General features: G+C 71.1%; 20 protein-coding genes, 1 tRNA gene and 1 pseudogene. 4 read left to right on the top strand and 18 right to left on the bottom strand.

Features of this window, described 5'->3' with window-relative positions; all coding sequences use genetic code 11:
- Positions 1–116: 116 nt before the first annotated feature.
- Genes NS331_RS16695 through NS331_RS16665 form a run of 7 tightly spaced genes read right to left on the bottom strand, consistent with a single transcriptional unit; the run spans position 117 to position 7660 of the window.
- Entirely contained in the window at positions 117–932 is an 816-nt protein-coding gene (locus NS331_RS16695) for a polysaccharide deacetylase family protein (RefSeq protein WP_058643089.1), read from the bottom strand.
- Complete coding sequence (locus NS331_RS16690; protein WP_058643088.1) at positions 929–3337, bottom strand: MMPL family transporter; 2409 nt, start codon at positions 3335–3337, stop codon at positions 929–931. Before NS331_RS16690 ends, NS331_RS16695 begins: the two co-directional genes overlap by 4 nt.
- Entirely contained in the window at positions 3334–3981 is a 648-nt protein-coding gene (locus NS331_RS16685) for a LolA-related protein (RefSeq protein ID WP_242873790.1), read from the bottom strand. The genes NS331_RS16690 and NS331_RS16685 overlap by 4 nt, the downstream gene beginning before the upstream one ends.
- Complete coding sequence (locus NS331_RS16680; protein ID WP_058643087.1) at positions 3947–4984, bottom strand: lysophospholipid acyltransferase family protein; 1038 nt, start codon at positions 4982–4984, stop codon at positions 3947–3949. Before NS331_RS16680 ends, NS331_RS16685 begins: the two co-directional genes overlap by 35 nt.
- The gene (locus tag NS331_RS16675; protein WP_242873789.1) at positions 4981–6753 is read right to left on the bottom strand and encodes an AMP-binding protein; all 1773 of its coding nucleotides are present in this window, start codon (positions 6751–6753) and stop codon (positions 4981–4983) included. The genes NS331_RS16680 and NS331_RS16675 overlap by 4 nt, the downstream gene beginning before the upstream one ends.
- A complete protein-coding gene (locus tag NS331_RS16670) occupies positions 6750–7373 on the bottom strand; it encodes a COG4648 family protein (protein WP_058643085.1) in 624 nt (207 codons plus the stop codon). The genes NS331_RS16675 and NS331_RS16670 overlap by 4 nt, the downstream gene beginning before the upstream one ends.
- Positions 7374–7378: 5 nt before the next feature.
- Positions 7379–7660, bottom strand: coding sequence for a phosphopantetheine-binding protein (locus NS331_RS16665; protein WP_058643084.1), 282 nt, complete (start codon positions 7658–7660; stop codon positions 7379–7381).
- A 166-nt stretch (positions 7661–7826) separates the two neighbouring features.
- Between NS331_RS16665 and NS331_RS16660 the strand changes: the two genes are divergently transcribed.
- On the top strand, positions 7827–9413 hold the full coding sequence (locus NS331_RS16660; protein WP_058643083.1) for a helicase HerA-like domain-containing protein: 1587 nt from the start codon (positions 7827–7829) through the stop codon (positions 9411–9413).
- Positions 9414–9876: 463 nt separating this feature from the next.
- Here NS331_RS16660 and NS331_RS16655 read toward each other — a convergent pair.
- A tRNA-Asn gene (locus NS331_RS16655) sits at positions 9877–9952 on the bottom strand.
- Between the two features lie 80 nt (positions 9953–10032).
- Here NS331_RS16655 and NS331_RS27435 point away from each other — a divergent pair.
- Positions 10033–10890 (top strand): annotated as a pseudogene (locus NS331_RS27435) (SOS response-associated peptidase family protein); the annotation flags it as partial.
- Between the two features lie 114 nt (positions 10891–11004).
- Positions 11005–12000 (top strand): HD-GYP domain-containing protein, encoded by a 996-nt coding sequence (locus tag NS331_RS27170; RefSeq protein WP_058643112.1) that lies wholly within the window; start codon positions 11005–11007, stop codon positions 11998–12000.
- A gap of 31 nt (positions 12001–12031) precedes the next feature.
- Here NS331_RS27170 and phoR read toward each other — a convergent pair whose 3' ends face one another.
- From phoR to pstS, 7 genes are all read right to left on the bottom strand, one after another.
- The gene (gene phoR, locus NS331_RS16645) at positions 12032–13384 is read right to left on the bottom strand and encodes a phosphate regulon sensor histidine kinase PhoR (RefSeq protein ID WP_058643111.1); all 1353 of its coding nucleotides are present in this window, start codon (positions 13382–13384) and stop codon (positions 12032–12034) included.
- A 143-nt stretch (positions 13385–13527) separates the two neighbouring features.
- Positions 13528–14220, bottom strand: coding sequence for a phosphate regulon transcriptional regulator PhoB (gene phoB, locus NS331_RS16640; RefSeq protein WP_058643082.1), 693 nt, complete (start codon positions 14218–14220; stop codon positions 13528–13530).
- 178 nt (positions 14221–14398) lie between these two features.
- Positions 14399–15100 (bottom strand): phosphate signaling complex protein PhoU, encoded by a 702-nt coding sequence (phoU, locus tag NS331_RS16635; RefSeq protein WP_058643081.1) that lies wholly within the window; start codon positions 15098–15100, stop codon positions 14399–14401.
- Positions 15101–15120: 20 nt separating this feature from the next.
- Complete coding sequence (gene pstB, locus NS331_RS16630) at positions 15121–15900, bottom strand: phosphate ABC transporter ATP-binding protein PstB (RefSeq protein ID WP_058643080.1); 780 nt, start codon at positions 15898–15900, stop codon at positions 15121–15123.
- A 153-nt stretch (positions 15901–16053) separates the two neighbouring features.
- On the bottom strand, positions 16054–16965 hold the full coding sequence (gene pstA / locus NS331_RS16625; protein WP_082702559.1) for a phosphate ABC transporter permease PstA: 912 nt from the start codon (positions 16963–16965) through the stop codon (positions 16054–16056).
- Entirely contained in the window at positions 16962–18047 is a 1086-nt protein-coding gene (gene pstC, locus NS331_RS16620) for a phosphate ABC transporter permease PstC (protein ID WP_082702558.1), read from the bottom strand. Before pstC ends, pstA begins: the two co-directional genes overlap by 4 nt.
- Positions 18048–18110: 63 nt before the next feature.
- Positions 18111–19145, bottom strand: a complete 1035-nt coding sequence (pstS, locus tag NS331_RS16615; protein WP_058643079.1) for a phosphate ABC transporter substrate-binding protein PstS — start codon at positions 19143–19145, stop codon at positions 18111–18113.
- A 222-nt stretch (positions 19146–19367) separates the two neighbouring features.
- On the opposite strand from pstS, the gene NS331_RS16610 reads away from it, so the two are divergent.
- Entirely contained in the window at positions 19368–20882 is a 1515-nt protein-coding gene (locus tag NS331_RS16610) for a Ppx/GppA phosphatase family protein (protein ID WP_058643108.1), read from the top strand.
- Positions 20883–21002: 120 nt separating this feature from the next.
- Here NS331_RS16610 and NS331_RS16605 read toward each other — a convergent pair whose 3' ends face one another.
- The 3 genes from NS331_RS16605 to NS331_RS16595 all read right to left on the bottom strand — a co-directional run bounded on the left by NS331_RS16605 (position 21003) and on the right by NS331_RS16595 (position 24554).
- Positions 21003–21464 (bottom strand): SixA phosphatase family protein, encoded by a 462-nt coding sequence (locus NS331_RS16605; protein WP_058643078.1) that lies wholly within the window; start codon positions 21462–21464, stop codon positions 21003–21005.
- A gap of 28 nt (positions 21465–21492) precedes the next feature.
- A complete protein-coding gene (gene ppk1, locus NS331_RS16600; RefSeq protein ID WP_058643107.1) occupies positions 21493–23631 on the bottom strand; it encodes a polyphosphate kinase 1 in 2139 nt (712 codons plus the stop codon).
- A gap of 98 nt (positions 23632–23729) precedes the next feature.
- On the bottom strand, positions 23730–24554 hold the full coding sequence (locus NS331_RS16595) for a GNAT family N-acetyltransferase (RefSeq protein ID WP_058643077.1): 825 nt from the start codon (positions 24552–24554) through the stop codon (positions 23730–23732).
- Positions 24555–24637: the final 83 nt, after the last annotated feature.

Here is a 24637-nt window from a genome sequence, read left to right as displayed (position 1 = left end):
AGGGGGCGGCAGCGGATGTAAAGCGGGAGGCGGTGGCGGCGCAGCCCCCTCTCCCCAACCCCTCTCCCGCGAGGGGAGAGGGGCTCATGCGGGGTCGGTGCAGCGCACTGCGCGCGTCAGGCATGGCCGAGCGCCTGCGGCAAGGTCACGGCGCGCAGGCCCTGGCGCGAGAACCGGTCGAGCAGCGGCGGCAGCACTTCCAGGATGACCGGCCGGCCGTCGGCGGTGCGCGCCGCATGGCCGTCGTGCAGCAGCAGGATGTCGCCGGCCCGCAGGCCGCGGGTCAGGCGGGCCAGCACGCGGGCCGGGTCGCGCTCGCGGGTGTCGAAGCCGCGGCGGGTCCAGCTCACCAGTTCCAGGCCCAGGCGATGCAGCACCGGGGCCAGGAACGGGTTGCGCAGGCCGGCGGGCGCGCGGAAGCAGGTGGGACGCTGGCCGGTGACGTCTTCGATCGCCTGCTGCGCCCGCGCGATCTCGGCATGGAAGCCGCGCGGCCCCAGCACCGAGAAGTTGTGCCGATGCCGCGCCGTGTGGTTCTGGATGCTGTGGCCGCGCGCCACGATCTCCCGCGCCAGCGCCGCATGGGCCTGCACCCGGTCGGCGATGCAGAAGAAGGTGGCCTTCTGGCCGTGGGCATCGAGCAGGTCGAGCACGGCCGGCGTGACCTCCGGCTCGGGGCCGTCGTCGATGGTCAGTGCCACCTCGCTGCGCGCCTCGGCGGTCGCGGGCAGGCGCAGCGTGTTCTGGCCCAGCCAGTGGCTGCGCGGCGTGAGGCCGATGGCGGTGATGGCGGCATGGTTGAGCACGACCGCGCCCAGCGCCCAGGGCCATGCACCGGGCACGGCCAGGCTGGCGCCGAGCGCGCCGGCATGCAGCACCGCGCTCCCCTTGAGGAAGGGGGTGGGCTGCCAGCGGCCTGCCGTGGCGCTCATGCCCGAACCGTCCGTGCGAAGGCCGCCGACAGCAGCAGCGCCAGCAGCGCCCCCGGTGCCACCACCTGGCCGATGGAGGCCAGCGACGGAATGTCGGAGATGGCGATCAGCGTGAAGGAGATCACCGTCGTCAGGTTGGCCAGCATGAGCGAGGCCAGCGTGTCCTCGTCGGCGTGGCCGGTCTCGCGCAGTTGGTCGAAGAAAAGCGCGTAGTTGGAGCCCACGGCCACCACCAGCAGCAGCCCCACCAGGTGCAGGATCGACAGCGCCATCCCCATGGCGGCCATGGTGCCCAGCGTGAGCGCCACCGCGGCGGCCAGCGGCTGGCACACGGCCAGCAGACGGCGGCCGGAGTGCAGCCAGGCGCCCAGCAGCAGCACCACGGCCAGCGCGCCCAGGCCGACCTGCACGAAGGCCTCGTGCAGGTAGCGCTTGTAGAGCGCGCCCAGTTCCTCGCCCACCTCGGCCACCGCCACGTTGGGCAGGCCCTGCAGCGCCTTCACCACCTCGGCATGCTGGAACTGCGGCCCGGCGTGCAGCGAGATCATCGCGGCCCAGCCGCCGCCGGGGCGTTGGAACAGCAGTGCGTCCACCACCGGGCCGAGCGGGCTCTTGCGCGCATCGTCCAGGCCGATCAGCGGTGCCGAGCGCGCGGCCTCGACCTGCGCCACGAAGGGCGCCAGCCGGTCGGCGGGCAGCGGCAGGCCGGCGGTCGCCTCCTCCAGCCGGGCGCGCAGCGTCGTCGCGTCGGGCAGGGCCTCGCGCCGCTGCATCTGCGTCTCGCGGCTGGGCAGCAGGCGGGCCACGCTGTCGTAGCCCAGCAGCACGCCGCGCTCCATCAGCGGATCGAGCCGCATGCCGGCCACCTCGGCCTGGCGCAGCGCGGCGTCGACGGTGTCGCCGTAGGCCACCACCAGCGTGGCGCCCTCGCTGGCGCCGACGTCGCCGCGCAGTTGCTCGTCCAGCGCCTGCGATTCGCGCGAGACCGGGCTCATCGAGCTGAGGCCGGCCCGCCAGAGCTGGTCGCCTTGCCACAGCACCAGCGCCAGGCCGGCGGCGGCCAGCGCCATGAGCGGCAGGCGCAGCCGCGGCAGGCCGCGCACGATGGCCCCGGCCGCATGGGCCATGTAGCGGCGCAGGCCGCGGCCGGTGGCGCCCTGCGGCGCCAGCACCGGCAGCAGGAAGCGCGTGGCGAGCGCGGCCGCCACCAGGCCGGCGATGGAGAACACGCCCAGCTGCGCCAGCCCCGGAAAGCCCGAGAACACCAGCGCCGCGAAGCCGGCCACCGAGGTCAGCAGACCCAGCCGCACGGTCGGCCAGTGCAGGTCGCGCCAACGCTGCCAGCCGGCCTGCGCGGGACCCTCTCCCGCCACCTGGCGGGCCTGGATGAGGTAGTAGATGGCGTAGTCCACCGTCTCGCCGATCAGCGTGCTGCCGAAGCCCAGCGTCAGGCCGTGCACGCCGCCGAACACCAGGCTGACGGCCGCGGTGCCGACCACCACGCCGGTGGCCACCGGCAGCATGGCGATGACCAGCGCCCGCAGCGAGCCGAAGGCCAGCAGCAGCAGTCCGCTGACCACGATGGCGCCCACCACCGCCAGGTGGATCGCCTCGCGCTTGATGCTGTCGCGGCTCTGCACCGAGAAGACGGCAGTGCCGCTCAGCAGCAGGCGCGCATCGGGCGCCTCCAGCCTGGCGGCGGCCTGGGCGAAGTCGGCTTGGATGGTGGCGATGGCCTGCGCCTGCGCATCCAGGTCGCCGCCGGCGGCGCGGGTGCTGGCCAGCAGCACGGCACGCGGCGCCTGGCGGGCGGCCCACACGCCGTCCACGCTGCGGGGGGCGGAGGCGGGAATCAGCGTCTCGGCCATGCGGGCCGACTCGCCCGTCGGGTCGCGGTCGAGCAGCGGCTTGAAGGCATTGCCCGCCGGCGTGCCCAGCAGCGAGAGCGTGTCGAGGATGGCGTTGCGCAGCCCCTCCACCGTGAAGTGCGCGGGCGTGACCGCGGGCGAGAGCTGGTAGCGGCGGTCGAAGACCCAGCTGCCGGCGTCGCGCCATTCGCTCTGGTCGCCGTTCTGCACCTGGTCGAACAGGCCGCTCTTGCGCAGGCGCTGGCCCAGGTCGCGCGACAGGGCGGCGCGCTGCGCCTCGTCGCGCCCGCCCTCGATGCCGATGAACAGCGTGCGCGAGGCGACGCCGCTTTGCAGCTGCTCGATCAGCATGCGCTGGCGCGCGTCGGGGCTGGCGGGCAGGAAGGCGGACAGGTCGGCGTCGAACTTGGAGCGGGCGATCACGCCCACGCCGGCGGCCAGCACCAGCAGCCACAGGAGCACCACCACCAGCCGGCGGCCGCGCGGCAGGCCGGCGTCGCCGGCGGGTGCGGGCGCGGGGCGTTGGGCGCGGCTCATGAACCGGCGGGCCCCGGCACGATCGTCATCACCGAGCGGTCGCCGCCGATGAATTCCATGTCGACGCCGCGCACGTCGCTGCCGCTGCCCGACAGGCGCAGGCTGCGCACCTGGGCGGCCAGGGCCGGCAGGCTGGGCACCAGGTCCAGCGTCCAGGCCTTGGCGTCGCCCTTGACCTCGGTCTTGAAGTAGCGCTGCAGCGCGGGCGCGTTGCCGCTCAGGGTGCCGCGCATGGCTTCGATCATGCCCTGCAGCTCGGGCATGGCGTCCAGGCTCAGCGTGCGGGTGCGGCCGCCGCGCGACAGGATCAGCACGTTGCCCTGCACCTCCATCGACTCCGGCCGCGGCGTGAGGGTGCGGCGCACCAGCTTGTCGGGCGCCGTGAAGCTGAGCGTACCGGCGGAATCGAGCGGCCCGTCCAGGCCGCGCACGAAGCGCTGCTCGGTGAAGCGCGCCTCGCCGCTGCGGCGCTGGGCCAGCAGGTACATCAGGTCGTTGAGGTCGAAGGCCCAGGCCGGCGCGGCGATCAGCGCCGCCAGTGCAAGCAGGAGCGCGGCGCGCGGGCGCAGCCACGGGCGCAGGGCCGCCGCGAGCGCGGCCGCCACGGCCTCAGCCGCGGGGCGAATCTTCGAGCCAGAAGTCATGGAAATTGAACCAGTTGTGGGGATGGGCGCGGCACAGGTCTTCCAGGCGCCGCACGTAGGTTTCGAGGGCCTCGCGGATGCGGCGTTCCCGCTCGGCGGGATCGAGGCCGCGGGCGCGGCGCGGTGCGGGCGCGTCGGCGCCGCCCGGCGCCGGGGCCGTGGCGGCGGCCGGCGCGGAGAAGTCGGCCAGCGGCTCGAACACCACCTGGTAGCGGTTGCCGCCCAGGTACAGGCCGGCCATGAACACGGCCGGCCGGCGCAGCAGGGCGGCGAGCCGGAAGGGCCCGTCGTTGAACCACGCCGGCTGGCCCAGGAAGTCGATCTGCACGCGGTTGCCGCGCTGGGCGCCGTCGTCCTCGCCGATGGCCAGGGTGCGGTCGCCCAGCATGCCGGCCATGCGGCCGCTGTCGAGCCAGTCGCGCAGCTCCAGCATGGCGGCCGGGCGGCCGAGCGCGATGACGTGCGGCCGGTACTCGGGCAGGCTGATGGCCTCGAGCACGGCATTGATGCGCCGGGCGTTGTCCGGGTACATGAGCATGGCCAGGCGCAGGTCCACCGGCGCCTCGGCCTGCTGGCGGCAGGCCGACAGCGCTTCGAAGCTGCCGATGTGCGCGCCGACCAGGAAGGCGCCGCGGCCCGCCCGCACCTCGGCCTCCACCGCCTCGCCGCCCTGCACCTGCACGTCGAACAGGCCCATGCGCCCGCGCAGGAAGTAGACGCGGTCCAGCACGATGGAGGCAAAGTTGTGCAGCAGCCGGTAGCCGTCGCGCCAGCCGGCCCGCGGGCCGATGGCCCGCGCCAGGTAGCGCCGCACGTGGCGCCGCTGCGTCGGCGAGAACAGCAGGAAGTACAGCGTGATCGGATGCAGGATCAGGCGCGTGAGCGGCCGGCCGCACCACAGCGCCAGCGCGCAGATGACGCGCAGCGCCAGCATGTTGCTGCGCTCGGGCGCCTTGACCCAGTCGGTGCCCGCGGGGCGCACGTCGTCGCCGACGGCACTCATGGGGCGCCTCCGGCGGCGGCGCCGCGGGCGCCCTCCCCCGGCAGCCAGCGCCCGCTGGCGGCCACGGTGTCGCCGCTGCGCACCTCGAAGCGCACGCCGCCGGCGGCGCCCGATTCGGGCTGCAGATCGAACACCAGGTCGGCGCCGGGGCGCACGGGCGCCAGGAACTTGGCCGCGGCCAGCGTCGGCGCCTCGCCCAGCCGGGCGCGCAACGCCGGCACGCCGCGCATCGCCTCCAGCAGTTCGGCCAGCAGCAGCGCGCCGGGCAGCAGCGGACGGCCCGGGAAATGGCCGGCGAAGGCGGGATGGTCGGCCGGCACGCGGTGCGACAGCCGCACCGGGCTGCCGTCAGCCGCCAGCTGCGCCAGGGCGAATTCGCGCAGCTCGCGCCGCGTCAGCTTGCCGGTGCCCACGCGCGGCAGGGCCTGCACGTGCACCACGCGGCGCGGCACGAACACCGGCTCGATGCGCTCGCGCAGGCCGGCGATGACGGCGGCCGCATCCAGCTGCGGCGCCACCACGAAGGCCACGGTGCGCACCACGCCGTCGGCCACGTCGTCGGGCAGCCAGAAGGCGCCGTCCTCCACGCCGGGAATGCTGTTGAGGTGGAAGTCCAGATGGCCCAGCGAGGTGCGGCGGCCCGCCACGTGCACCAGGTCGTTGGCGCGGCCGAGCAGGCGGAAGCGCCCGTCGCCCAGCAGCTCGAGCAGGTCGGCCATGGGCGTGGGCGCGGGAATGAAGTCGCCGGAGAAGACGAAGCGCTCGCCGCCGTCGGGCGCGGGCTCGGCCTGCACGCGGATGTCGCCCAGCACCGCCCACACCTCGCTGCGCACGGGGCAGCGCAGGGCGACCTGGCCGGTCTCGGTGCTGCCGTAGATCTCGGCCATCACGCCGCCGGTGGCGCGCTCGGCCTGGGCCGCCAGCTGCGGCGACAGCGGCGCGGTGGCCGACAGCAGCAGGTCCACGGGCGGAATGGGCAGGCCCGACTGCAGCAGCGTCTTGAGGTGGAAAGGCGTGGTGACCAGCGCCCGCGGCCGCGGCACGGCCTCGAGCGCCTGCACGATGTCGGCCGGGTAGAAGGGCCGGCCGGCCTCGAAGGCGGCGCCGCCCAGCATGGCGAGCAGCGCCGACGATTCCAGCCCGTAGCTGTGCTGCACCGGCACGGTGGCCACCAGCGTCAGGCCGGCCAGCGAGGGCAGGCCCAGCAACTGGCACAGCCGTGGCGCCGCGGCGGCCACGTCGCCCACCAGCGTGCCCCAGGTCTTGGCATGCGGCTGCGGTGTGCCGGTGGAGCCCGAGGTGAGCAGGCTGGCGGCGTGGCGGGCGCTGTCGATGGCGGCCCAGTCGGGCATGGCGTTCAGCGGCGGCCGGCTGCCGTCGGCATCGACCGCCACGCGCAGCGCCAGGCTGGCGCCGTGCGTCTCGCCGGGGTCGACCAGCGCGAAGGCGGCGGGATGCTCGGCGCAGACGCGGGCCAGCGTGTCCTCCCGCGCATCGGGCGGCAGCAGGCTGGCGTGGCCGCGGACCAGCGCCGCCGCCAGGCCGACGCTGAAACGGTAGCGGTCGCCGCACAGGTTGACGGCCGGCCCCTCGGCGGGCAGCTGGCGCGCCACGGCCTCGACGTCGGCCAGCCAGGCCAGGCCGCTGATCGGCCGCCCCTGCCGCCAGGCCAGCGGGGCGTGCAGGTCGCGCGGGCCGAGCAGCGGCGCGAGACGCGCGGGCGCGTCGTCGGGCCGCATGCCGACGGGAAGGTCCGGAACGGCGCTCATTGCTTGGCCGGCGCGTAGAAGGCGCGCACCGCGTCGATCAGCCGCACGCGCTCGAATTCGGGATGCAGGCGGTAGCGGACCAGGTACTCGCCCACGAACAGCGCGCCCACGCCGATGGGCGTGACCACGTTCGAGAACAGCGACCAGTCCTCGAAGGGACGCAGGCCATACACCGCCAGCGACAGCACGCACACCGCGCAGAAGTAGGCCGTCCACACGGCCGTGACGCGCGCCGTGTAGCGCCGCATGTCGGGCGTGAGCGCATGGATGCGCTGCGCGAACTGGCCGATCAGCGACAGCTGCCCGGGCCGCAGCGTGCCGCCGAACCACAGGGCCAGCACCGCATTGATGCCGACGTGCTGCAGCACGTACAGCGGATTCGGGTCACCGGCATGGCCGCTGAAGACCAGCGCCAGCCCGGCAAGGCCGGCCACGGCCGTCACCGCCACCGCGGCACGCCCCAGGTACTGGCCGGCCAGTCCCATGGCCGTGAGCCACAGCGGCGCCAGCAGCACCACCACGGCCCAGGGGGCGGCCGGGTGGTAGAGCATCATCCAGTGCGACGCGCCGGCATAGGCCACGCCCGCCAGCAGCAGCAGCGCGATGCGCCAGGCGGGCATGCCGCTCAGCCCGCCTTGTGCGCGTCGACGTGCGCCGCCAGCGCGCGCAGCGAGGCGAAGATCTGCTGGTTGCGCTCGTCGTCCGAACGCAGCTGGAAGCCATAGCGGCGGGAGATCTCCAGCGCCACTTCCAGGATGTCGATGGAGTCCAGCCCCAGCCCGTCGCCGTACAGCGGCGCCTCGGGGTCGATGGCCTCGGGCGCCACTTCGAGGTTGAGGGCGCTCACCAGCAGTTCGGCCAGCTCGTTCTCGAGCGGCGTGCGGTCAAAGGAGGCGGTCGAAGACAAAAAGAAGCTCCCGGCAGGTAAGAGGAAAGGCGGCGGCGCACGGCCGCGGCGAAGGCAAAAATTATAGGAGTCGGGGCGCGGGCCGCCGCTGTGGAATCCACGGGGCCGCCCGGCCCGCCCTTCGGTAGACTGCCGCCGTTTTTCATGCCGACCCCGGGAGGTCCGAATGGCCGATCCTCTGCTGCTGGCGCGCCACGGCGCCACCGAATGCTTCCTGCTGCCCGCCCTGGCCAACCGCCACGGCCTCGTCACCGGGGCCACCGGCACCGGCAAGACCGTGACGCTGCAGACCCTGGCCGAGCGCCTGTCCGGCATCGGCGTGCCGGTCTTCATGGCCGACGTGAAGGGCGACCTGGGCGGCATCAGCCAGCCCGGCCGCATCGGCGACAAGCTGGCCGCCACGCTGAAAGAGCGCGGCATCGAGCCGCCCGCGCCGCAGGCCTGCCCCGTCACGCTGTGGGACGTCTTCGGCGAACAGGGCCACCCGGTGCGCGCCACCATCTCCGACATGGGGCCGCTGCTGCTGGGCCGCATGCTGGACCTGAATGACACCCAGGCCGGCGTGCTGAACCTTGTGTTCAAGATCGCCGACGACAGCGGCCTGCTGCTGCTGGACCTGAAGGACCTGCGGGCCATGCTGGCCCACGTGGGCGAGAACGCCAGGCAGTACACCACCACCTACGGCAACGTCAGCGCCGCCAGCGTGGGCGCCATCCAGCGCGGGCTGCTGGCCATCGAGTCGCAGGGCGGCGACCGCTTCTTCGGCGAGCCGATGCTCGACATCCAGGACTTCATGCAGACGGTGGACGGCCGCGGGGTGGTCAACATCCTGGCGTCCGACAAGCTGATGAATGCGCCGCGCCTGTACGCCACTTTCCTGCTGTGGATGCTGTCGGAGCTGTTCGAGCAGTTGCCCGAGGTGGGTGACCTGGACAAGCCCAAGCTGGCCTTCTTCTTCGACGAGGCGCACCTGCTGTTCAAGGATGCGCCCAAGGCGCTGGTCGAGCGCATCGAGCTGGTGGTACGGCTGGTGCGCTCCAAGGGCGTGGGCGTGTACTTCGTGACGCAGAACCCGGTGGACATCCCCGACTCGGTGCTGGCCCAACTGGGCAACCGGGTGCAACATGCCCTGCGCGCCTTCACGCCGCGCGACCAGAAGGCGGTGCAGTCGGCCGCCAGCACCATGCGGCCCAAGCCGGGCCTGGACATCGGCCAGGCCATCACCGAACTGGCCGTGGGCGAGGCGCTGGTGAGCCTGCTCGACGAGAAGGGCCGCCCGGGCGTGACCGAGCGGGTGTTCGTGCTGCCGCCGGCCAGCCAGCTCGGGCCGATCACGCCCGAGCAGCGCAAGGCGCTGATGGCGCAGTCGCTGGTGGCGGGCGTGTACGACACGCCGGTGGATCGGGAATCGGCCTACGAGAAGCTCAAGGGCCGTGCGGCGTCGGCGCCCGATGCGCCGCAGGCGTCCGGGCGGGCGACGCCCGGCAACGAAGCACGCACAGACACCGCACCGGCGGCGCCATCGGGGGCCGGCCTGCCCCCGTCGACGCCTGGCGCCGGTGGCGCCGCCAACCCGGCAGGCGGCTTCCTCAACGACCTGCTCTTCGGCACCACCGGCCCGCGCGGCGGGCACAAGGACGGCCTGGTGCAGACCATGGCCAAGTCGGCGGTGCGCACCATGGGCACCAGCGTGGGCAAGGAAATCCTGCGCGGCGTGTTGGGCGGCATCTTCGGCGCGAAGACGCGGCGCTGAGGCGCGCCGGCCGCGCCGCTCAGTAGGTGGTCAGGCTCACGCCCTCTTCCACCCCGCGGCTTCGGCCCACCATGAAGCCGACCAGCACCGTGCCGCAGATCACGCCCAACATGAAGCCTGCAATCACCATCATCATTTCGTCTCCATCGCGGGTTGCCCCCGGACCGCGGGCAAGGCGTTCTTGCCGCAGCGGTCCGTCCTGAAACAAAAAGATACTCCCGGCCGCAGCCGGCCACGATGGGCATTAACCCCAGGGCACGCGTGCTCGGCATGCCGCGCGCCAGATCGCCCGGAGCATGCCGCGACCACTGGCACGGGCGCGCTGGCCGAATCGCACCTCGCCTGAAGCCGCCTGACACACCCAGCCGCCTACAATGCGGCCTTTTTTCGCCGCGCCAAAGCAAAAAGCCCGCACTAAGGCGGGCTCTCTGAGCAGCTTGATGAACCCATCAAGCGCTTCGTTTGGCTCCCCGACCTGGGCTCGAACCAGGGACCTACGGATTAACAGTCCGGCGCTCTACCGACTGAGCTATCGGGGAAGGAAGCCTTAGAGTATAGCGGCGCTTTTCCGGTCGTCCTGGAAAGCCAAGTAAATCACTCGGCTATTGATCCTGGATGGATGTTCGGCTCATGCGCTTGCCGGTGTCGTCCTGAAGCCCATCGGTGTGCCAGTGGCCCCTGGGCCGGTGTGCCGCGCCACAGGCCTCGCCCAGTACCGGTCACCCCGTCAGCGGCACGGGGCCATGCCGTGGCGCCCTCCTTCATTCAAACGACCCCTGTCCGACCTGCCGCACGGCTGCAGGGCCCGCGGCTATGCTGGTTGCAAATGTTTTCCAGATTCCTTCCGGCACTGGACCGCCATTGGGACGTGCTCTCGCGCGACCTGCGCCAGAGCAAGGCGCTGCGCGGTCCCGGTGCGGCCGGCGAGGACGTGCCGCTTGGCGCCGACGTGCTGCCTGGCGGTATGGGCACCTTCATCCACAAGGTCGGCGGCGCGCCGGCGGTGGGCAGGGGGCGCTGGGGCCTGATCACCGCGGAAAGCCGGCGCCACGGACTGGAGAGCGCGATGCGCCTGCGTACCGCCTTCGTGCGCGACGACGAGGTGCGCAAGTCGCCTTTCGCCTCGGCCTGGAGCAAGGACCAGCTCTGCGTGGTGCCGGCTGCGGCGCTGCTGTTGATGGACCACCGGGTCGACCCCGCCGCGCCGCAGCCCAGCCAGGTCAGCCGGCGCGATGGCCACGCGCTGTGCATGGCAGGGCTGTGGAGCAGCTGGCTGGACGACGACGGCGTGCGCCGCCTGAGCTTTGCGCTGATCACCGTGAACGCCGACGGCCACCCGCTGATGGCCCGCTACGGCCCGCCGGGTGGCGAGCACCGGATGCCGGTGCTGCTGCCGCGCGGCCTGGTGCGCGCCTGGCTGGAGGCCCGCGGCCAGGAGCGCGAAGAGTTTCTGCGCCCGTTGCCGGCCGAGCAGCTCGTCGGCCAGCCGCTCGCCCCGGCGCACGGCGATGCACCAGCGCCCGACGATGCGACGCGCCCGGCTTCCATGCCGCCCGCGCTGCCCGCCGGCGCGGTGCCCGGGGGCCAGCGCCTGCCGGCCGAGGCTGCCCGACGGCCCTGCCTGCTGCTGGTGGACGACGAGCCCGCCAACCTCCAGGTGCTGCGCCTGGCGCTGCAGGCCGACCACCGGCTGGTGTTTGCCACCGACGGCCGGCGCGCCCTGCAACTGGCGCGCGAGCACCGGCCCGACCTGATCCTGCTCGACATCATGATGCCGGAGCTCGACGGCTACGCCGTGTGCCGGGCCTTGCAGGACGACCCGGCCACCGCGCGCATTCCCATCATCTTCTGCACCGCGCGCGCCGACAGCCAGGGCGAAGCGCAGGGCCTGGAAGCGGGCGCGGTGGACTACATCACCAAGCCGCTGTATCCGCCCGTCGTGCGCGCCCGCGTGCGCACCCACCTGTCGCTGGTGCGCGCGGAGGAGCTGCGCAGCACCCGGCTGCAGATCGTGCAGCGCCTGGCGCGGGCGGCGGAGTACCGCGACAACGAGACGGGCATGCACGTCATCCGCATGAGCCAGTACGCGCATGCGCTGGCGCTGGCGGCCGGCTGCCGCCCCGAATGGGCCGACGACCTGCTGCATGCCGCGCCCATGCACGACGTGGGCAAGATCGGCATTCCCGACGCGCTGCTGCGCAAGCGCGGTCCGCTGGACGCCGCCGAATGGGACGTGATGCGCCGGCATCCGCTGATCGGCGCCGAGATCATCGGCGGCGACGAGTCCGACATCCTGGCCATGGCGCGCGCCATCGCGCTCTCGCACCACGAGAAATGGGACGGCAGCGGCTATCCGCAGGGCCTGCGCGGTGAGCAGATTCCCCTGGCGGCGCGCATCGTGGCGATTGCCGACGTCTTCGACGCCCTCACCTCGCGCCGGGCCTACAAGGAGGCCTGGCCGGTGGAGCGTGCGCTGGGCTTCATCGGCGACGAAGCCGGCCGGCATTTCGACCCGGCGCTGGCGCAGATCTTCCGGGCCATCGCCCCGCGGCTGGCGCAGGTGCGCGAGCGCTGGCCCATCGACTGACCGGGGCAGCCGCGGGCCGCCCGGGCGCACCTCACGCGGCCGGGGCCTGCGCCGCCAGCCGCGTGCGCACCTCGCGCACGCGCGACGCCGGGAAGGTGATGGCGAAGCGCGAGCCCTTGCCCAGCTCGCTCTCGATGCGCAACTGCCCGCCATGGCGCTGCACGATGTGCTTGACGATGGCCAGGCCCAGGCCGGTCCCACCGGTCTCGCGCGAGCGGCTGCGGTCCACGCGGTAGAAGCGCTCGGTGAGCCGGGGAATGTGTTCCGCCGCCACGCCGGGGCCGGTGTCGCGCACCGTGAATTCGCCGCGGCCATCGGACAGCAGGCGCCAGGTCGCCGTCACCTCGCCGCCGCCCGGCGTGTAGCGCACCGCGTTCGTCACCAGGTTGGACATGGCGCTCTGCAGCTCGGTGGCGATGCCCGCCACTTCGGAATCGGCCTCCAGCGCGAACTGCAGGCGGTGCGGCTGGGTGGCGATGCGGCCGGACAGGCCACGCGCCTCGTCCTCGCAGTGGGCCATCAGGGCCCGCATGCGTGTCCACTGGTTGAGCGGCGGCGCGGCGCTGCCTTCCAGGCGCGACAGCGTCAGCAGGTCCGCCACCAGCGTGCCCATGCGCTGCGCCTGCTGGCCCATCAGGCCCAGGTAGCGCGAGCGCTCGTCGGCCTCCAGCGGCAGGGTCTGCAGCGTCTCGACGAAGCCGGTGAGCACCGTGAGCGGCGTGCGGATCTCGTGCGACACGTTGGCCACGAAGTCGCGCCGCATCTCCTCCGCCTTCTCCAGCGCGGTGATGTCGCGGGTGAGCAGCATGCGCCGGTTGCCGGCATAGGGATGCGCCTGCACCGACAGCCGCATCGGCTGGCCCGAGGAGGAACGCGCGGCCACGGGCGCGTCGATGACGACCTCCCGGCTGTAGTGCCACGAGGCCAGGTAGCCGATGAAGGCCGGGTCCCGCACGAGGTTGGCGATGAGCTGCTGCAGGTCGCGCTCCACATCCAGGCCCAGGTGGCTGCCGGCCGTCTGGTTGCACCATTCGATGCGGCCCGCCTCGTCCACCAGCACCACGCCGTTGGGCGAGGCCTGGATCGCGGCCAGGAACTCCTGCAGGCGCAACTCGGCCTGCTGGGTCTGCTGCTCGCGCAGCCGCATGGCGCGGCGGATGCGGTCGGCCAGTTCGCCCCACATGCCGAAGCGGCTGGCGGGCAGGCCCACCGCGTCGTTGCGCATCGCCTGGATGAGCCGCTGCGCCCGCAGCATGTCGACCACCAGCCAGACACAGCCGCCGGCCCATGCGCCGGCCCAGGCCAGGCGCCAGCCGAACAGCGCAACGGCCACGGCGGCGCCGATGCCGGACAGGAGAAGAAAAGCAGCGAGACGACCGGGCATGGCCATGGATTATCGGCAGGCGCTGCGCTCGGCAGGCCCGCGGTCACGGAATGGAATGGCGGCGGGCAGTCCGCCGGGGAACGTCGTCGCCGCGCGAAAAGGGCATCGCGCGCCCCGCGGCAGCCGCGCGAGGCAGCTGACGGTCAGACCGTCGCCTGGACGGTGAAGCGGTAGCCCGCGCCGCGGACCGTCTCGACCATGCTGGCGGCGGCGCCCAGCGATTCGCGCAGGCGCTTGACGTGCACGTCCACCGTGCGCTCCTCGATGAAGACGTGGTCGCCCCACACCTTGTCGAGCAACTGCGAGCGGCTGTGCACGCGCTCGGCGTTCTGCATCAGGTAGGCCAGCAGCTTGAATTCGGTCGGGCCCATCTTGAGGGCGGCGCCCTGCCAGGTCACGCGGTGGGTGGCGGTGTCGAGCACCAGCTCGCCGGCTTCCAGCCGTTCGACCACGGCCTCGGGCGCGCGGCGGCGCAGCACGGCGCGGATGCGCGCCAGCATTTCCTGCGTGGAGAAGGGCTTGGTGATGTAGTCGTCGGCGCCGGCGTCCAGGCCGGCCACCTTGTCGGGCTCGTCGCCGCGGGCCGTGAGCATCAGGATCGGCACCTGCTTCGTGCGCGCATCCCGCCGCCACTGGCGGGCCAGCTGCAGGCCGCTCTGGCCGGGCAGCATCCAGTCCAGCAGGATCAGGTCGGGCAGCACCGCGTCGATCTCGCGCTGCGCGCTCGCACCGTCCTCGGCCCAGATGGGCTCGAAGCCGTTGTGCCGCAGGTTCACCGCCAGCAGCTCGGCGATGGAGGACTCGTCCTCCACGATCAGTACACGAGGTTTCTTCATGTTGTTTGTCCAGTCCCGGGCAACGCAGCCATCGCCGACAGCCGCTCAGCCAGCCACTGCGCGAACGGCCGCGGAGCAGGCCACGCCAGAGCACCCGCGGAACTGGCTTTGCCAGGCCGCCGGGTGCGCCCCCCTCCGGGGGGTTGGCGAAGCGCGAAGCGCGCAGCCTGGGGGGCCGTCACTTCAACGCGCTCTCGATTTCCTGCATCGAAGTGTGCCGCACGTCCGCACCCTTGACGATGTAGATGATGAACTCGGCGATGTTCTTCGCATGGTCGCCGATGCGCTCGATGGCCTTGGCCAGGAACAGCAGGTCCAGGCTGGGCGAGATGGTGCGCGGGTCTTCCATCATGTAGGTGACCAGCTTGCGCACGAAGCCGTCGAACTCCTGGTCGATCAGGTCGTCCTCCTTGAGGATCGACAGGGCGCCCGCGGTGTCCAGCCGGGCAAAGGCGTCCAGCGCCTTGCGCAGCAGGCCCGAGGCCAGGTCGGCCGCGATGCGCAGTTCGGTGCAGGGCAGCGCCCGCGCCGAGCCGCTCTCGATGATCGACTTGACCATGCGCGCGATCTTGTTCGCTTCGTCGCCCACGCGCTCCAGGTTGGCGGTGGTCTTGGAAATGGCGATCAGGAGGCGCAGGTCGCGCGCGGTCGGCTGGCGCCGAGCGATGATGGACGAGAGCTCGCGGTCGATCTCGATTTCCATCGCGTTGACGCGCGGCTCGGTCTCGATCACGCGCTCGGCGGCGTCGGTGTCGAACTGCAGAAGGGCGTAGATCGCCTGGCGGATCTGCGACTCGACCATGCCGCCGAGTTCCATCACGCGGGAGGAAACGCCGTTGAGTTCGCTGTCGAACTGGGTGGAAAGATGCTTGTCGGCCATCGCTGTGTCTCCGTGCGGCATCAGCCGAATCGTCCGGTGATGTAGTCCTCGGTCTCCTTGCGCTGCGGCTTGAAGAACATCTGCTCGGTGGCGCCGAATTCGATCAGGTCACCCAGGTACATGTAGGCCGTGTAGTCGCTGCAGCGGGCGGCCTGCTGCATGTTGTGCGTCACGATGACCACCGTGTACTCGTCCTTCAGTTCGGCGATCAGTTCCTCGATCTTGGCGGTGGAGATCGGGTCCAGCGCCGAGCACGGCTCGTCCAGCAGCAGCACTTCGGGCTTGATGGCGATGCCGCGGGCGATGCACAGGCGCTGCTGCTGGCCGCCGGACAGGCCGGAGCCGCTCTGGTGCAGCTTGTCGCGCACCTCGTTCCACAGCGCCGCCTTCTTCAGCGCCCATTCGACGCGGTCGTCCATGTCGGAGGCCGACAGGTTCTCGAACAGCTTCACGCCGAAGGCGATGTTGTCGTAGATCGACATCGGGAAGGGCGTGGGCTTCTGGAACACCATGCCGACCTTGGCGCGCACCAGGGCGACGTCCTGCTTCGAGGTCAGCAGGTTCTCGCCGTCCAGCTCGATGGCGCCTTCGGCGCGCTGCTCGGGATAGAGCTCGAACATGCGGTTGAAGGTGCGCAGCAGCGTGGACTTGCCGCAGCCCGAGGGGCCGATGAAGGCAGTGACCTTGTTCTCGGGAATCTCGAGGTTGATGCCCTTGAGCGCGTGGAACTTGCCATAGTAGAAGTTCAGGTCCTTGACGGCGATCTTGGCGCGCGGGGGCGCAGAGACGGTGGCAACCATTTTTCTGTCTTTCAATGTCTATGAAGACTCAACGAACCGCGAATGTGCAGTGACCCGACCCAGTGACACCGCGGAACCGGCTTGGCCGGGCCGCCGGTGTCGCCCCCTTGAGGGGGGATTCGGCTACACGAAGTGAGCAAGAAACGGGGGTGGTCACATCTTTGCGCGCGTCAGGACGCGGGCCAGGATGTTGAGGGCGAGGACGGCGACGGTGATCAGGAACACGCCGGCCCAGGCCAGCTGCTGCCAGTTCTCGTACGGGCTCATCGCGAACTTGAAGATGGTGACCGGCAGGCTGGCCATCGGCTGCGTGACGTCGGCGGTCCAGAACTGGTTGTTCAGCGCGGTGAACAGCAGCGGTGCGGTCTCGCCGGCGATGCGGGCCACGGCCAGCAGCACGCCGGTGACGACGCCGGCGCGGGCAGCGCGCAGCGTGATCGACAGGATCACCTTCCACTTGGGCGAGCCCAGGGCGTAGGCCGCCTCGCGCAGGCCGGGCGGCACCAGCTGCAGCATGTTCTCGGTGGTGCGGATCACCACCGGGATAGTGATCAGCGCCAGCGCGATGGAACCGGCCAGGCCCGAGAAGGACTTGAACTGCGCCACCACCAGCGAGTAGACGAACAGGCCGATCACGATCGAGGGCGCCGACAGCAGGATGTCGTTGACGAAGCGGATCACCGACGACAGCCAGCCGTGCGGGTTGTATTCCGCCAGGTAGATGCCGGCCATGATGCCGATGGGCGTGCCGATGAAGGTGGCGACGCCCACCATCACCAGCGAGCCGAAGATGGCGTTCAGGATGCCGCCGGCCTCGTTGGGCGGCGGCGTCATCTCGGTGAAGGTGGCCACCGACAGGCCGCCGATGCCGAGGTACAGCGTCTGCCAGAGGATCCAGACGAGCCAGAACACGCCGAAGGCCATGGCGGCCAGCGACAGGGTCAGGGCCACCTGGTTGATGCGCGCGCGGCGGGCGAACTTGGCCTCGCGGGTGCGGGCCAGCGCCTGGGCGGCGAGAAGTTGCTGGGAAGTGCTGGTGGGGCTGGTGGGACTGGTGGTGCTCACGAACGGGCTCCTTCGCTTTTCTTCATGCGGGCCAGCAGCAGCTTGGACAGCGACAGCACGACGAAGGTAATGAAGAACAGGACCAGGCCGAGGTACATCAGCGCCGCCTGGTGCAGGCCGGCGCCGGCTTCGGCGAATTCGTTGGCCAGCGCGGAGGTGATGCTGTTGGCCGCCTGGAACAGCGACAGCGAATCGAGCTGGTTCATGTTGCCGATGACGAAGGTCACGGCCATGGTCTCGCCGAGCGCACGGCCCAGGCCGAGCATGATGCCGCCGACGACGCCGGCCTTGGTGTAGGGCAGCACGACTTTGCTCACCACCTCCCAGGTGGTGGCGCCCAGGCCGTAGGCCGACTCCTTCAGCAGCGGCGGCGTGACTTCGAACACGTCGCGCATCACCGAGGCGATGAACGGGATGATCATGATGGCCAGGATGATGCCGGCCGACAGGATGCCGATGCCCACCGGCGGGCCGGCCACCAGCGCGCCCAGGTAGGGCACGCCGGCCAGCAGCTTCTGCAGCGGCTGCTGCACGTAGGTGGCCAGGATGGGCCCGAAGACCAGCAGGCCCCACATGCCGTACACGATCGAGGGCACGGCGGCCAGCAGCTCGATGGCCGTGCCCAGCGGGCGCTTGAGCCAGCCGGGCGAGAGTTCGGTGAGGAAGAGCGCGATGCCGAAGCTCACCGGCACCGCGATCAGAAGCGCAATGATGGACGTCGCCAGCGTGCCGTAGATCATCACCAGGCCGCCGAACTCCTCCTGCACCGGATCCCAGACGCTGCTGGTCAGGAAGCCGAGGCCGTATTTGGCGATGGCCGGCCAGGCGCCAATGACGAGCGAGACCAGGATGCCGATGAGCAGCGCCAGGGTCAGCAGCGCCGCGCCCTTGGCGGCCCAGCCGAACAGCAGGTCGGCCAGGGGGCCCGAGCGGGCCCGCTTGGCCGGCGGCGGGGCGGCGGGACGCACGCGGTCCGAGGCGGACTCGAGCGTCTGGGCGCCGGCAGTGAGTGTGGAAGACACGGTGTGAAGCTCCGTCACGGGCGCACCGGCCCGCGCCCCCTCTTCGGCGATGCGGGTCATGTGCGCCCTTGGGTCGTGTTTGTTGTTGTGGGAATCGAAAGGCCCCGCTCAGGGGGCCCGGCTTCAGTAGGCGACGGCCTTGCCCGAGGCGTCCTTGATGTTGGCCCAGGACTTGTGGATGGTGGCCTTGACGGCGTCGGGCATCGGCACGTAGTCGAGGTCGTCGGCGGTCTTGTCGCCGTTCTTGTAGGCCCAGTCGAAGAACTTGAGCACGGTGGTGGCCTGGGCCGGCTTGTCCTGCGCCTTGTGCATCAGGATGAAGGTGGCGCCGGTGATGGGCCAGGCGCCGTCGCCGGCCTGGTTGGTGAGGATCTGGTAGAAGCTCTTGCTCCAGTCGGCACCGGCGGCGGCGGCCTTGAAGGCGGTGTCTTCGGGAGCGACAAACTTGCCGGCGGCGTTCTGCAGCAGGGCGTAGGTCATCTTGTTCTGCTTGACGTAGGCGTACTCGACGTAGCCGATCGAGTTGGGCAGGCGGCCCACGAACGCGGCCACGCCTTCGTTGCCCTTGCCGCCGGCACCGGTGGGCCAGTTCACGGCGGTGCCTTCACCGACCTTGTCCTTCCACTCGGCGTTCACCTTCGACAGGTAGTTGGTGAACAGGAAGCTGGTGCCCGAGCCGTCGGCACGGCGCACCGGGGCAATGGCGGCGTCGGGCAGGTTCAGCGAGGGGTTCAGGGCCTTGATGGCGGGGTCGTTCCACTTGGCGATCTTGCCCAGGTAGATGTCGCCCAGCACCTGGCCGTTCAGCTTGAGTTCGCCGGCCTTGATGCCCTGGATGTTCACGACGGGGATCACGCCGCCGATCACGGTGGGGAACTGCAGCAGGCCCTTGGCTTCCAGGTCGGCGTCCTTCAGGGGCGCGTCGGAGGCGCCGAAATCGACGGTCTTGGCCTCGATCTGCTTGATGCCGGCGCCGGAACCGACCGACTGGTAGTTGATCTTGATGCCGGTGGCCTTGTTGAAGTCGGCGGCCCACTTGGCGTACAGCGGCGCCGGGAAGCTGGCGCCGGCGCCGGTGGCTTCCTGGGCGAAGGCGGGAACGTGCGCGAAAGCGGCCAGGGTCAGGCCGGCGGCGGCGATTTGAAACTTGGACTTCATGGTCTTCCTTTCCGAAGGGTCACCTTCCCCGGGTCCGGGGGGTCTGCGGCGGACTGTAGGAAGGCCATGTGACAGCCATGTGACACCCCTTTTCAGAGGGAACGGGCCTGCGCGCCGCCCGCGGCACCGTGACACCGTCATCAATTCGTCACAGGCCCGGACGACGATCTGCCGACCGGCGCCGCTACCATCGGGGCCGCCCCTTGCCCCCTTTTGTTCCTGATGCACAACGGTACGCGCCTGGCCGCAGTCGATCTCGGCTCCAACAGTTTTCGGCTCGAAATCGGCCGCGTCGACCATGGGCAGATCCATCGGTCCGAATACTTCAAGGAGACGGTGCGCCTGGGCAACGGCCTGGACAGCGCCCGCAACCTGACGCACGAGGCCATGCAGCGCGGCTGGGACGCCCTGGCCCGTTTCGGCGAGCGGCTGGCCGGCTTCGAGCCGTCGCAGGTCCGCGCGGTGGCCACGCAGACGCTGCGCGAAGCACGCAACCGCGAGGAATTCCTGCTGCGCGCCCGCACCGTGCTCGGCTTCGGCATCGACGTCATTCCGGGCCGCGAGGAAGCGCGCCTGATCTACCAGGGCGTGGCCCACCTGCTGCCGCGCAACGAGACGGCCGACCGCGAACGCCGGCTGGTGGTCGACATCGGCGGCCGCTCCACCGAAATGATCATCGGCTCGGGCCTGCAGGCGCACACCACCGAGTCGTACCGCGTCGGCAGCGTCGCCTGGTCGATGAAGCATTTCGCGGACGGCCAGTTCACCCCGGGCGCCTTCCGCATCGCCGAGATCGCCGCCAAGGCGGTGATGGATGATGCGCTGACCAACTACACCCGCGACCAGTGGGACACCGCCTATGGCGCGTCCGGCACCATCGGCGCCGTCGGCGACCTCGTGGCCGCCGCCGGCGGACGGCCGGGCGTGGTCACCCGCGCCGACCTGGACTGGCTGCAGGAGCGGCTGCTCAAGGCCGGCAGCGCCGACCGGCTTCGGCTGGACGGGCTGCGCGAGGACCGAAAGCCGGTGATCGGCGGCGGCCTCAGCGTGCTGCGCGCGCTGTTCGACCTGCTGGCCATCGACGAAATGCAGGTGGCGCAGGGCGCACTGCGCCACGGCGTGCTCTACGAACTGCTGGAGCGCGACGACGGCGTGGCCGACCTGCGCGATGCCACCGTCGAGCGCCTGGCCCAGCGCTTCGCCGCCGAGCCGGCACAGGCCCGGCGCGTGGCCGACACGGCCGCCGCCCTCTTCGTCCAGCTCGCGCCGGCCGCCCGCGGCGGCGCCGGCAGCCGGGCCGAGCGCGCCCTGCGCAAGCTGCACTGGGCCGCACGGCTGCACGAGGTGGGCATGCACATCTCGCACAGCGACTACCACAAGCACGGCGCCTACATCCTGGACAACGTGGACGTGCCCGGCTTCGCCGTCAACGAGACCCACGCCCTCAGCCAGCTGGTGCTGGGCCACCGCGGCAAGCTGCGCAAGGTGGAGGCCTCGATGGCCGACGAGACCTTCACGGCCCAGTTGCTGGCCATCCGTCTGGCCGTGATCCTGTGCCACGCCCGGCGCGACCCGGAACCGGACGTGCTGGCCCTGGCACCCGCCGGCGCCCGCGGTTTCACCGTTCGGGCCCGGCAGGACTGGGCGGAGCGCTATCCGCAGTCCGCGCACCTCCTGCGCGAGGAAGTGCTGGCCTGGCAGAAGACCAGCTGGCAGCTGGCACTCCATCTGGACTGACGAGCCGCCATCGCGGCGCAGGGCGACTCAGTTCACCGACGACCGTTCGGGCTGAGGGCGACTCGGTTCACCACAGCCCGTTCGGGCTGAGCCTGTCGAAGCCTCGGCGCAAGAAGAAGCTCAGAGCAGCTCCGGCGCCTGCACCGTCACCATCACCGTCTGCACCTCGCCATCGCGCTCGCGGGTGCGCAGCCACCACACCGAGCCCTTGCGCACCGAGCAGCTGTCCTGCCGAAGGCCGAGCAGCCGTGCCACCGCCTGCCCCAGGCTGGGCTGATGGCCCACCAGCACCACCACCGAGCGGCCGTGCGGCCAGCCGGCGGCGGCCAGCACCTCGTCGCCGGTGGCGTGCGGCGCGATCTCTTCGCGCAGCTTGTACTTGCGGCCCAGCGCCAGCACCGTCTGCTCGCAGCGCCGCGCCGGGCTGCACAGGATGCGGGTGCCTTCGGGCAGCTGGCGGTCCAGCCAGGCGGCCATGCGCCTGGCCTGCTTCTCGCCGCGCGGCGTGAGGGAGCGGGCCAGGTCGTCGCAGCCCTCCTGCCAGTCTTCGGCCTCGGCATGGCGCCACAGGATCAGGTCCATGGTCTTGTCTTTCCCGTGTGGGGCGGACTCAGCCGCCGGCGCTGCGTCCGCGGAAGGCATAGCGTCCCATGAGGGCGGTCTGCGCGCCGTGCGCCTCGATCGTGCGGGAGGCGCCGGGCTCGCCGGCATGCAGGTTGCCGTCCACGCGCGCGTAGCGGCCGTCGGCGGCCAGCTCCCAGGCGTCGCGGCCGTCGTGCAGGTAGGCCACCAGGCATTCGTCGATCAGGCGCTGGCGCAGCACCGGATGGGTGACGGGCCAGGCGACTTCCACGCGGCGCATCATGTTGCGGTTCATCCAGTCGGCGCTGGACAGGTAGAGCTGCTCGTCCTCGTCCTCGCGGAAGTAGAAGACGCGCGAATGCTCCAGGAAGCGGCCGATGATCGAGCGCACGCGGATGTTCTCGCTCACGCCCGGCACCTGCGCCGGCAGCATGCAGGCGCCACGCACGATGAGGTCGATCTTCACGCCCTGGCGGCCGGCCTGCAGCAGCGCGGCGATGAGCGCCTCGTCGGTCAGCGCATTCATCTTGGCGACGATGCGCGTGGGCTTGCCGGCCCCGGCGGCATCGGCCAGTGCATCGATGCGCGCCACCAGGTTCTTGTGCAGGTCGAAGGGCGCCACCCACAGCCGCTGCAGCTTGGGCAGGCGGCTCTGGCCGGCCAGGTGCACGAAGAGCGCGTCCATGTCGGCCGTGAGCTGCGGATCGGCCGTCAGGTGGCTGATGTCGGTGTACAGCCGTGCGGTGCGCGGGTTGTAGTTGCCGGTGGACAGGTGGCCGTAGCGCCGGATGTGGCGGCCTTCTCGGCGAGTGACCAGCAGCATCTTGGCGTGGGTCTTGAGGCCCACCACGCCATACACCACCTGCGCGCCGATGGATTCGAGCACCTCGGCCCAGTTGATGTTGGCCTCTTCGTCGAAGCGGGCCTTGAGCTCCACCACGGCCATCACTTCCTTGCCGCGGCGCACGGCCTCGCGCAGCAGGTCCATCAGCACCGAATCGGCGCCGGTGCGGTAGATGGTCTGCTTGATGGCCAGCACCTGCGGATCGGCCACGGCCTCGCGCAGGAATTCGATGACGCCGTCGAAGCTCTCGAAGGGCTGGTGGATCAGCACGTCGCTGCGCTGCAGCCGGTCGAAGAAGGACTGGCCGGGCGACAGGTTGATCGGGTAGGAGGCCTGGTAGGGCGTGAAGCGCAGGTCCTTGAAGCGCGGCTCGTCGATCAGGTCGACCATCTGCGAGAAACGCGCCAGGTTCACGGGCCCGGGCACGCGGTAGAGGGCGCCCGCCGGAAGGTTGAACTGCGCCAGCAGGAAGCTGGACAGCGATTCGTCGCAGTCCGCCGACACCTCCAGCCGCACGGCCTGGCCGTAGTTGCGGTGCTGCAGGCCCTGGCGCAGGGCGGTGCGCAGGTTCTTGACGTCCTCCTCGTCCACCGCCAGGTCGGAGTGGCGCGTGACACGGAACTGCGAGAACTGGCCCACTTCGCGGCCCGGGAACATGGCATGCAGGTGGGCCCGCACGATGCTCGACAGGGCCACCACCAGCGTCTTGCCGTCCGACACCTTGGCCGGCATGCGGATCAGCCGCGGCAGCACGCGCGGCACCTTCAGGATGGCGATGGGGTTCTCGCGGCCGAAGGCGTCCTTGCCCGAGAGCTTGACGATGAAGTTGAGCGACTTGTTGGCCACCTGCGGGAAGGGGTGCGCCGGATCGAGCGCGACCGGAATCAGCAGCGGCCGCACCTCGCGCTCGAAGTACTCGTGCACCCACTTGCGCTGGGCGGGGTTGCGCTTGCCGTGCGAGATGACGTGGATGCCGTGCTCGGCGAAGGCGGGCAACAGTTCGTCGTTGTAGAGCGCGTACTGGCGGGCCACCAGGTCGTGGGCCGCCTCGGACAGCGCATCGAAGGACTCGGCGGTGTAGGGGCCGCTGCCCTGCCCTTCCAGGCAGGCGCGCACATGGGGCTCGGCCCGCACCTCGAAGAACTCGTCCAGGTTGGACGACACGATGCACAGGTAGCGCAGCCGCTCCACCAGCGGGACTTCGGGCCGCTCGGCCCAGTTGAGGACGCGTCGGTTGAAGGCGAGGATGCTGTGGTCGCGGTCCAGTAGGCGCGGAACCACCGGCGCGTAGGGTGCCGGCAGCGACTCGTCGGGAAAGGGCATGACGTGGGGGTCGATGAGCAGTGGCAAGTCTGTCATGCGATTGTCATGTTTGAATGTGACGCCCTCATGACACTGTCACAAGAGCGGCCACCGCCTTCTCAGGCGCCCAGGAAGTGCCGGCGGTAGCGCGGCGGCAGGTCGGCCAGGCGCATCATCATCGGCAGGTCGGCGGTGTTGAAGTCCGGGTCCCAGGCCGGCGCGCCCAGCACCTTGGCACCCAGTCGCAGGTAGCCCTTGATGAGCGCGGGCGGCTCCACGTCGAGCGAGCCGTCGAGCTGCTCGACCGGCAGCGGCAGGCGCGGCTGCACGTGGTACTGGATGGGCGCCATGTGCGTGGCCGACAGCTGGCGCCAGATGCTGGCCGCCGCATCGCCGCCGTTCACGCCGTTCTGCAGCATGGGGATGCTGGCGCAGCCGATCATGGTGTCCAGCCGGTTGCGGTGCATGAAGGCGGCCAGGGCGCCCCACAGCGCGAGGATGACGCCGCCCTGGCGATGGTCCGGGTGCACGCAGCTGCGGCCGAGCTCGACCATGCGCTCGCGCAGGCCGCGCAGGCGGGTCAGGTCGAATTCGGTGTCGCTGTAGGTGCCGCCCACGCGGCGGGCCTGGGCCGGCGTCAGCACGCGGTAGGTGCCCACCACGTCGCCGCCGGGCTCGGCCCGCACCAGCAGGTGCTCGCAGAAGTCGTCGAACAGGTCCACATCGTGGCCAGGCAGCGAGGTCGGCAGGCGGGCGCCCATCTCCTCGACGAAGACGCGCCAGCGCAGGCGCTGCGCCTCGCGCACTTCATCCTGGTGCCGGGCCCAGGCAGCCACCACGCCGCCGGCCACGGTGGGCTGGGGCAGTTGCGGCGGCTGGGGCCACAGCGTGTCACGCAGGCCGAGGCGGGACAGGGCCAGGGTGGGCGTCGGCAGTTCTTTCATGGGCGCTCGTCGTTTCTGTGTATTCGGAGTGCCGTGCAGTCTGTGCCAGCCCGATGAAGGGTGCGTGTCCGCGCCGTGGCAAT

The sequence above is a fragment of the Pseudacidovorax intermedius genome (genome assembly GCF_001476815.1).
Lineage (GTDB): Bacteria > Pseudomonadota > Gammaproteobacteria > Burkholderiales > Burkholderiaceae_C > Xenophilus > Xenophilus intermedius_A.
The sequence above is the reverse complement of the archived record's forward strand: the minus strand, read 5'-3'. Positions and strand labels throughout refer to the sequence as shown.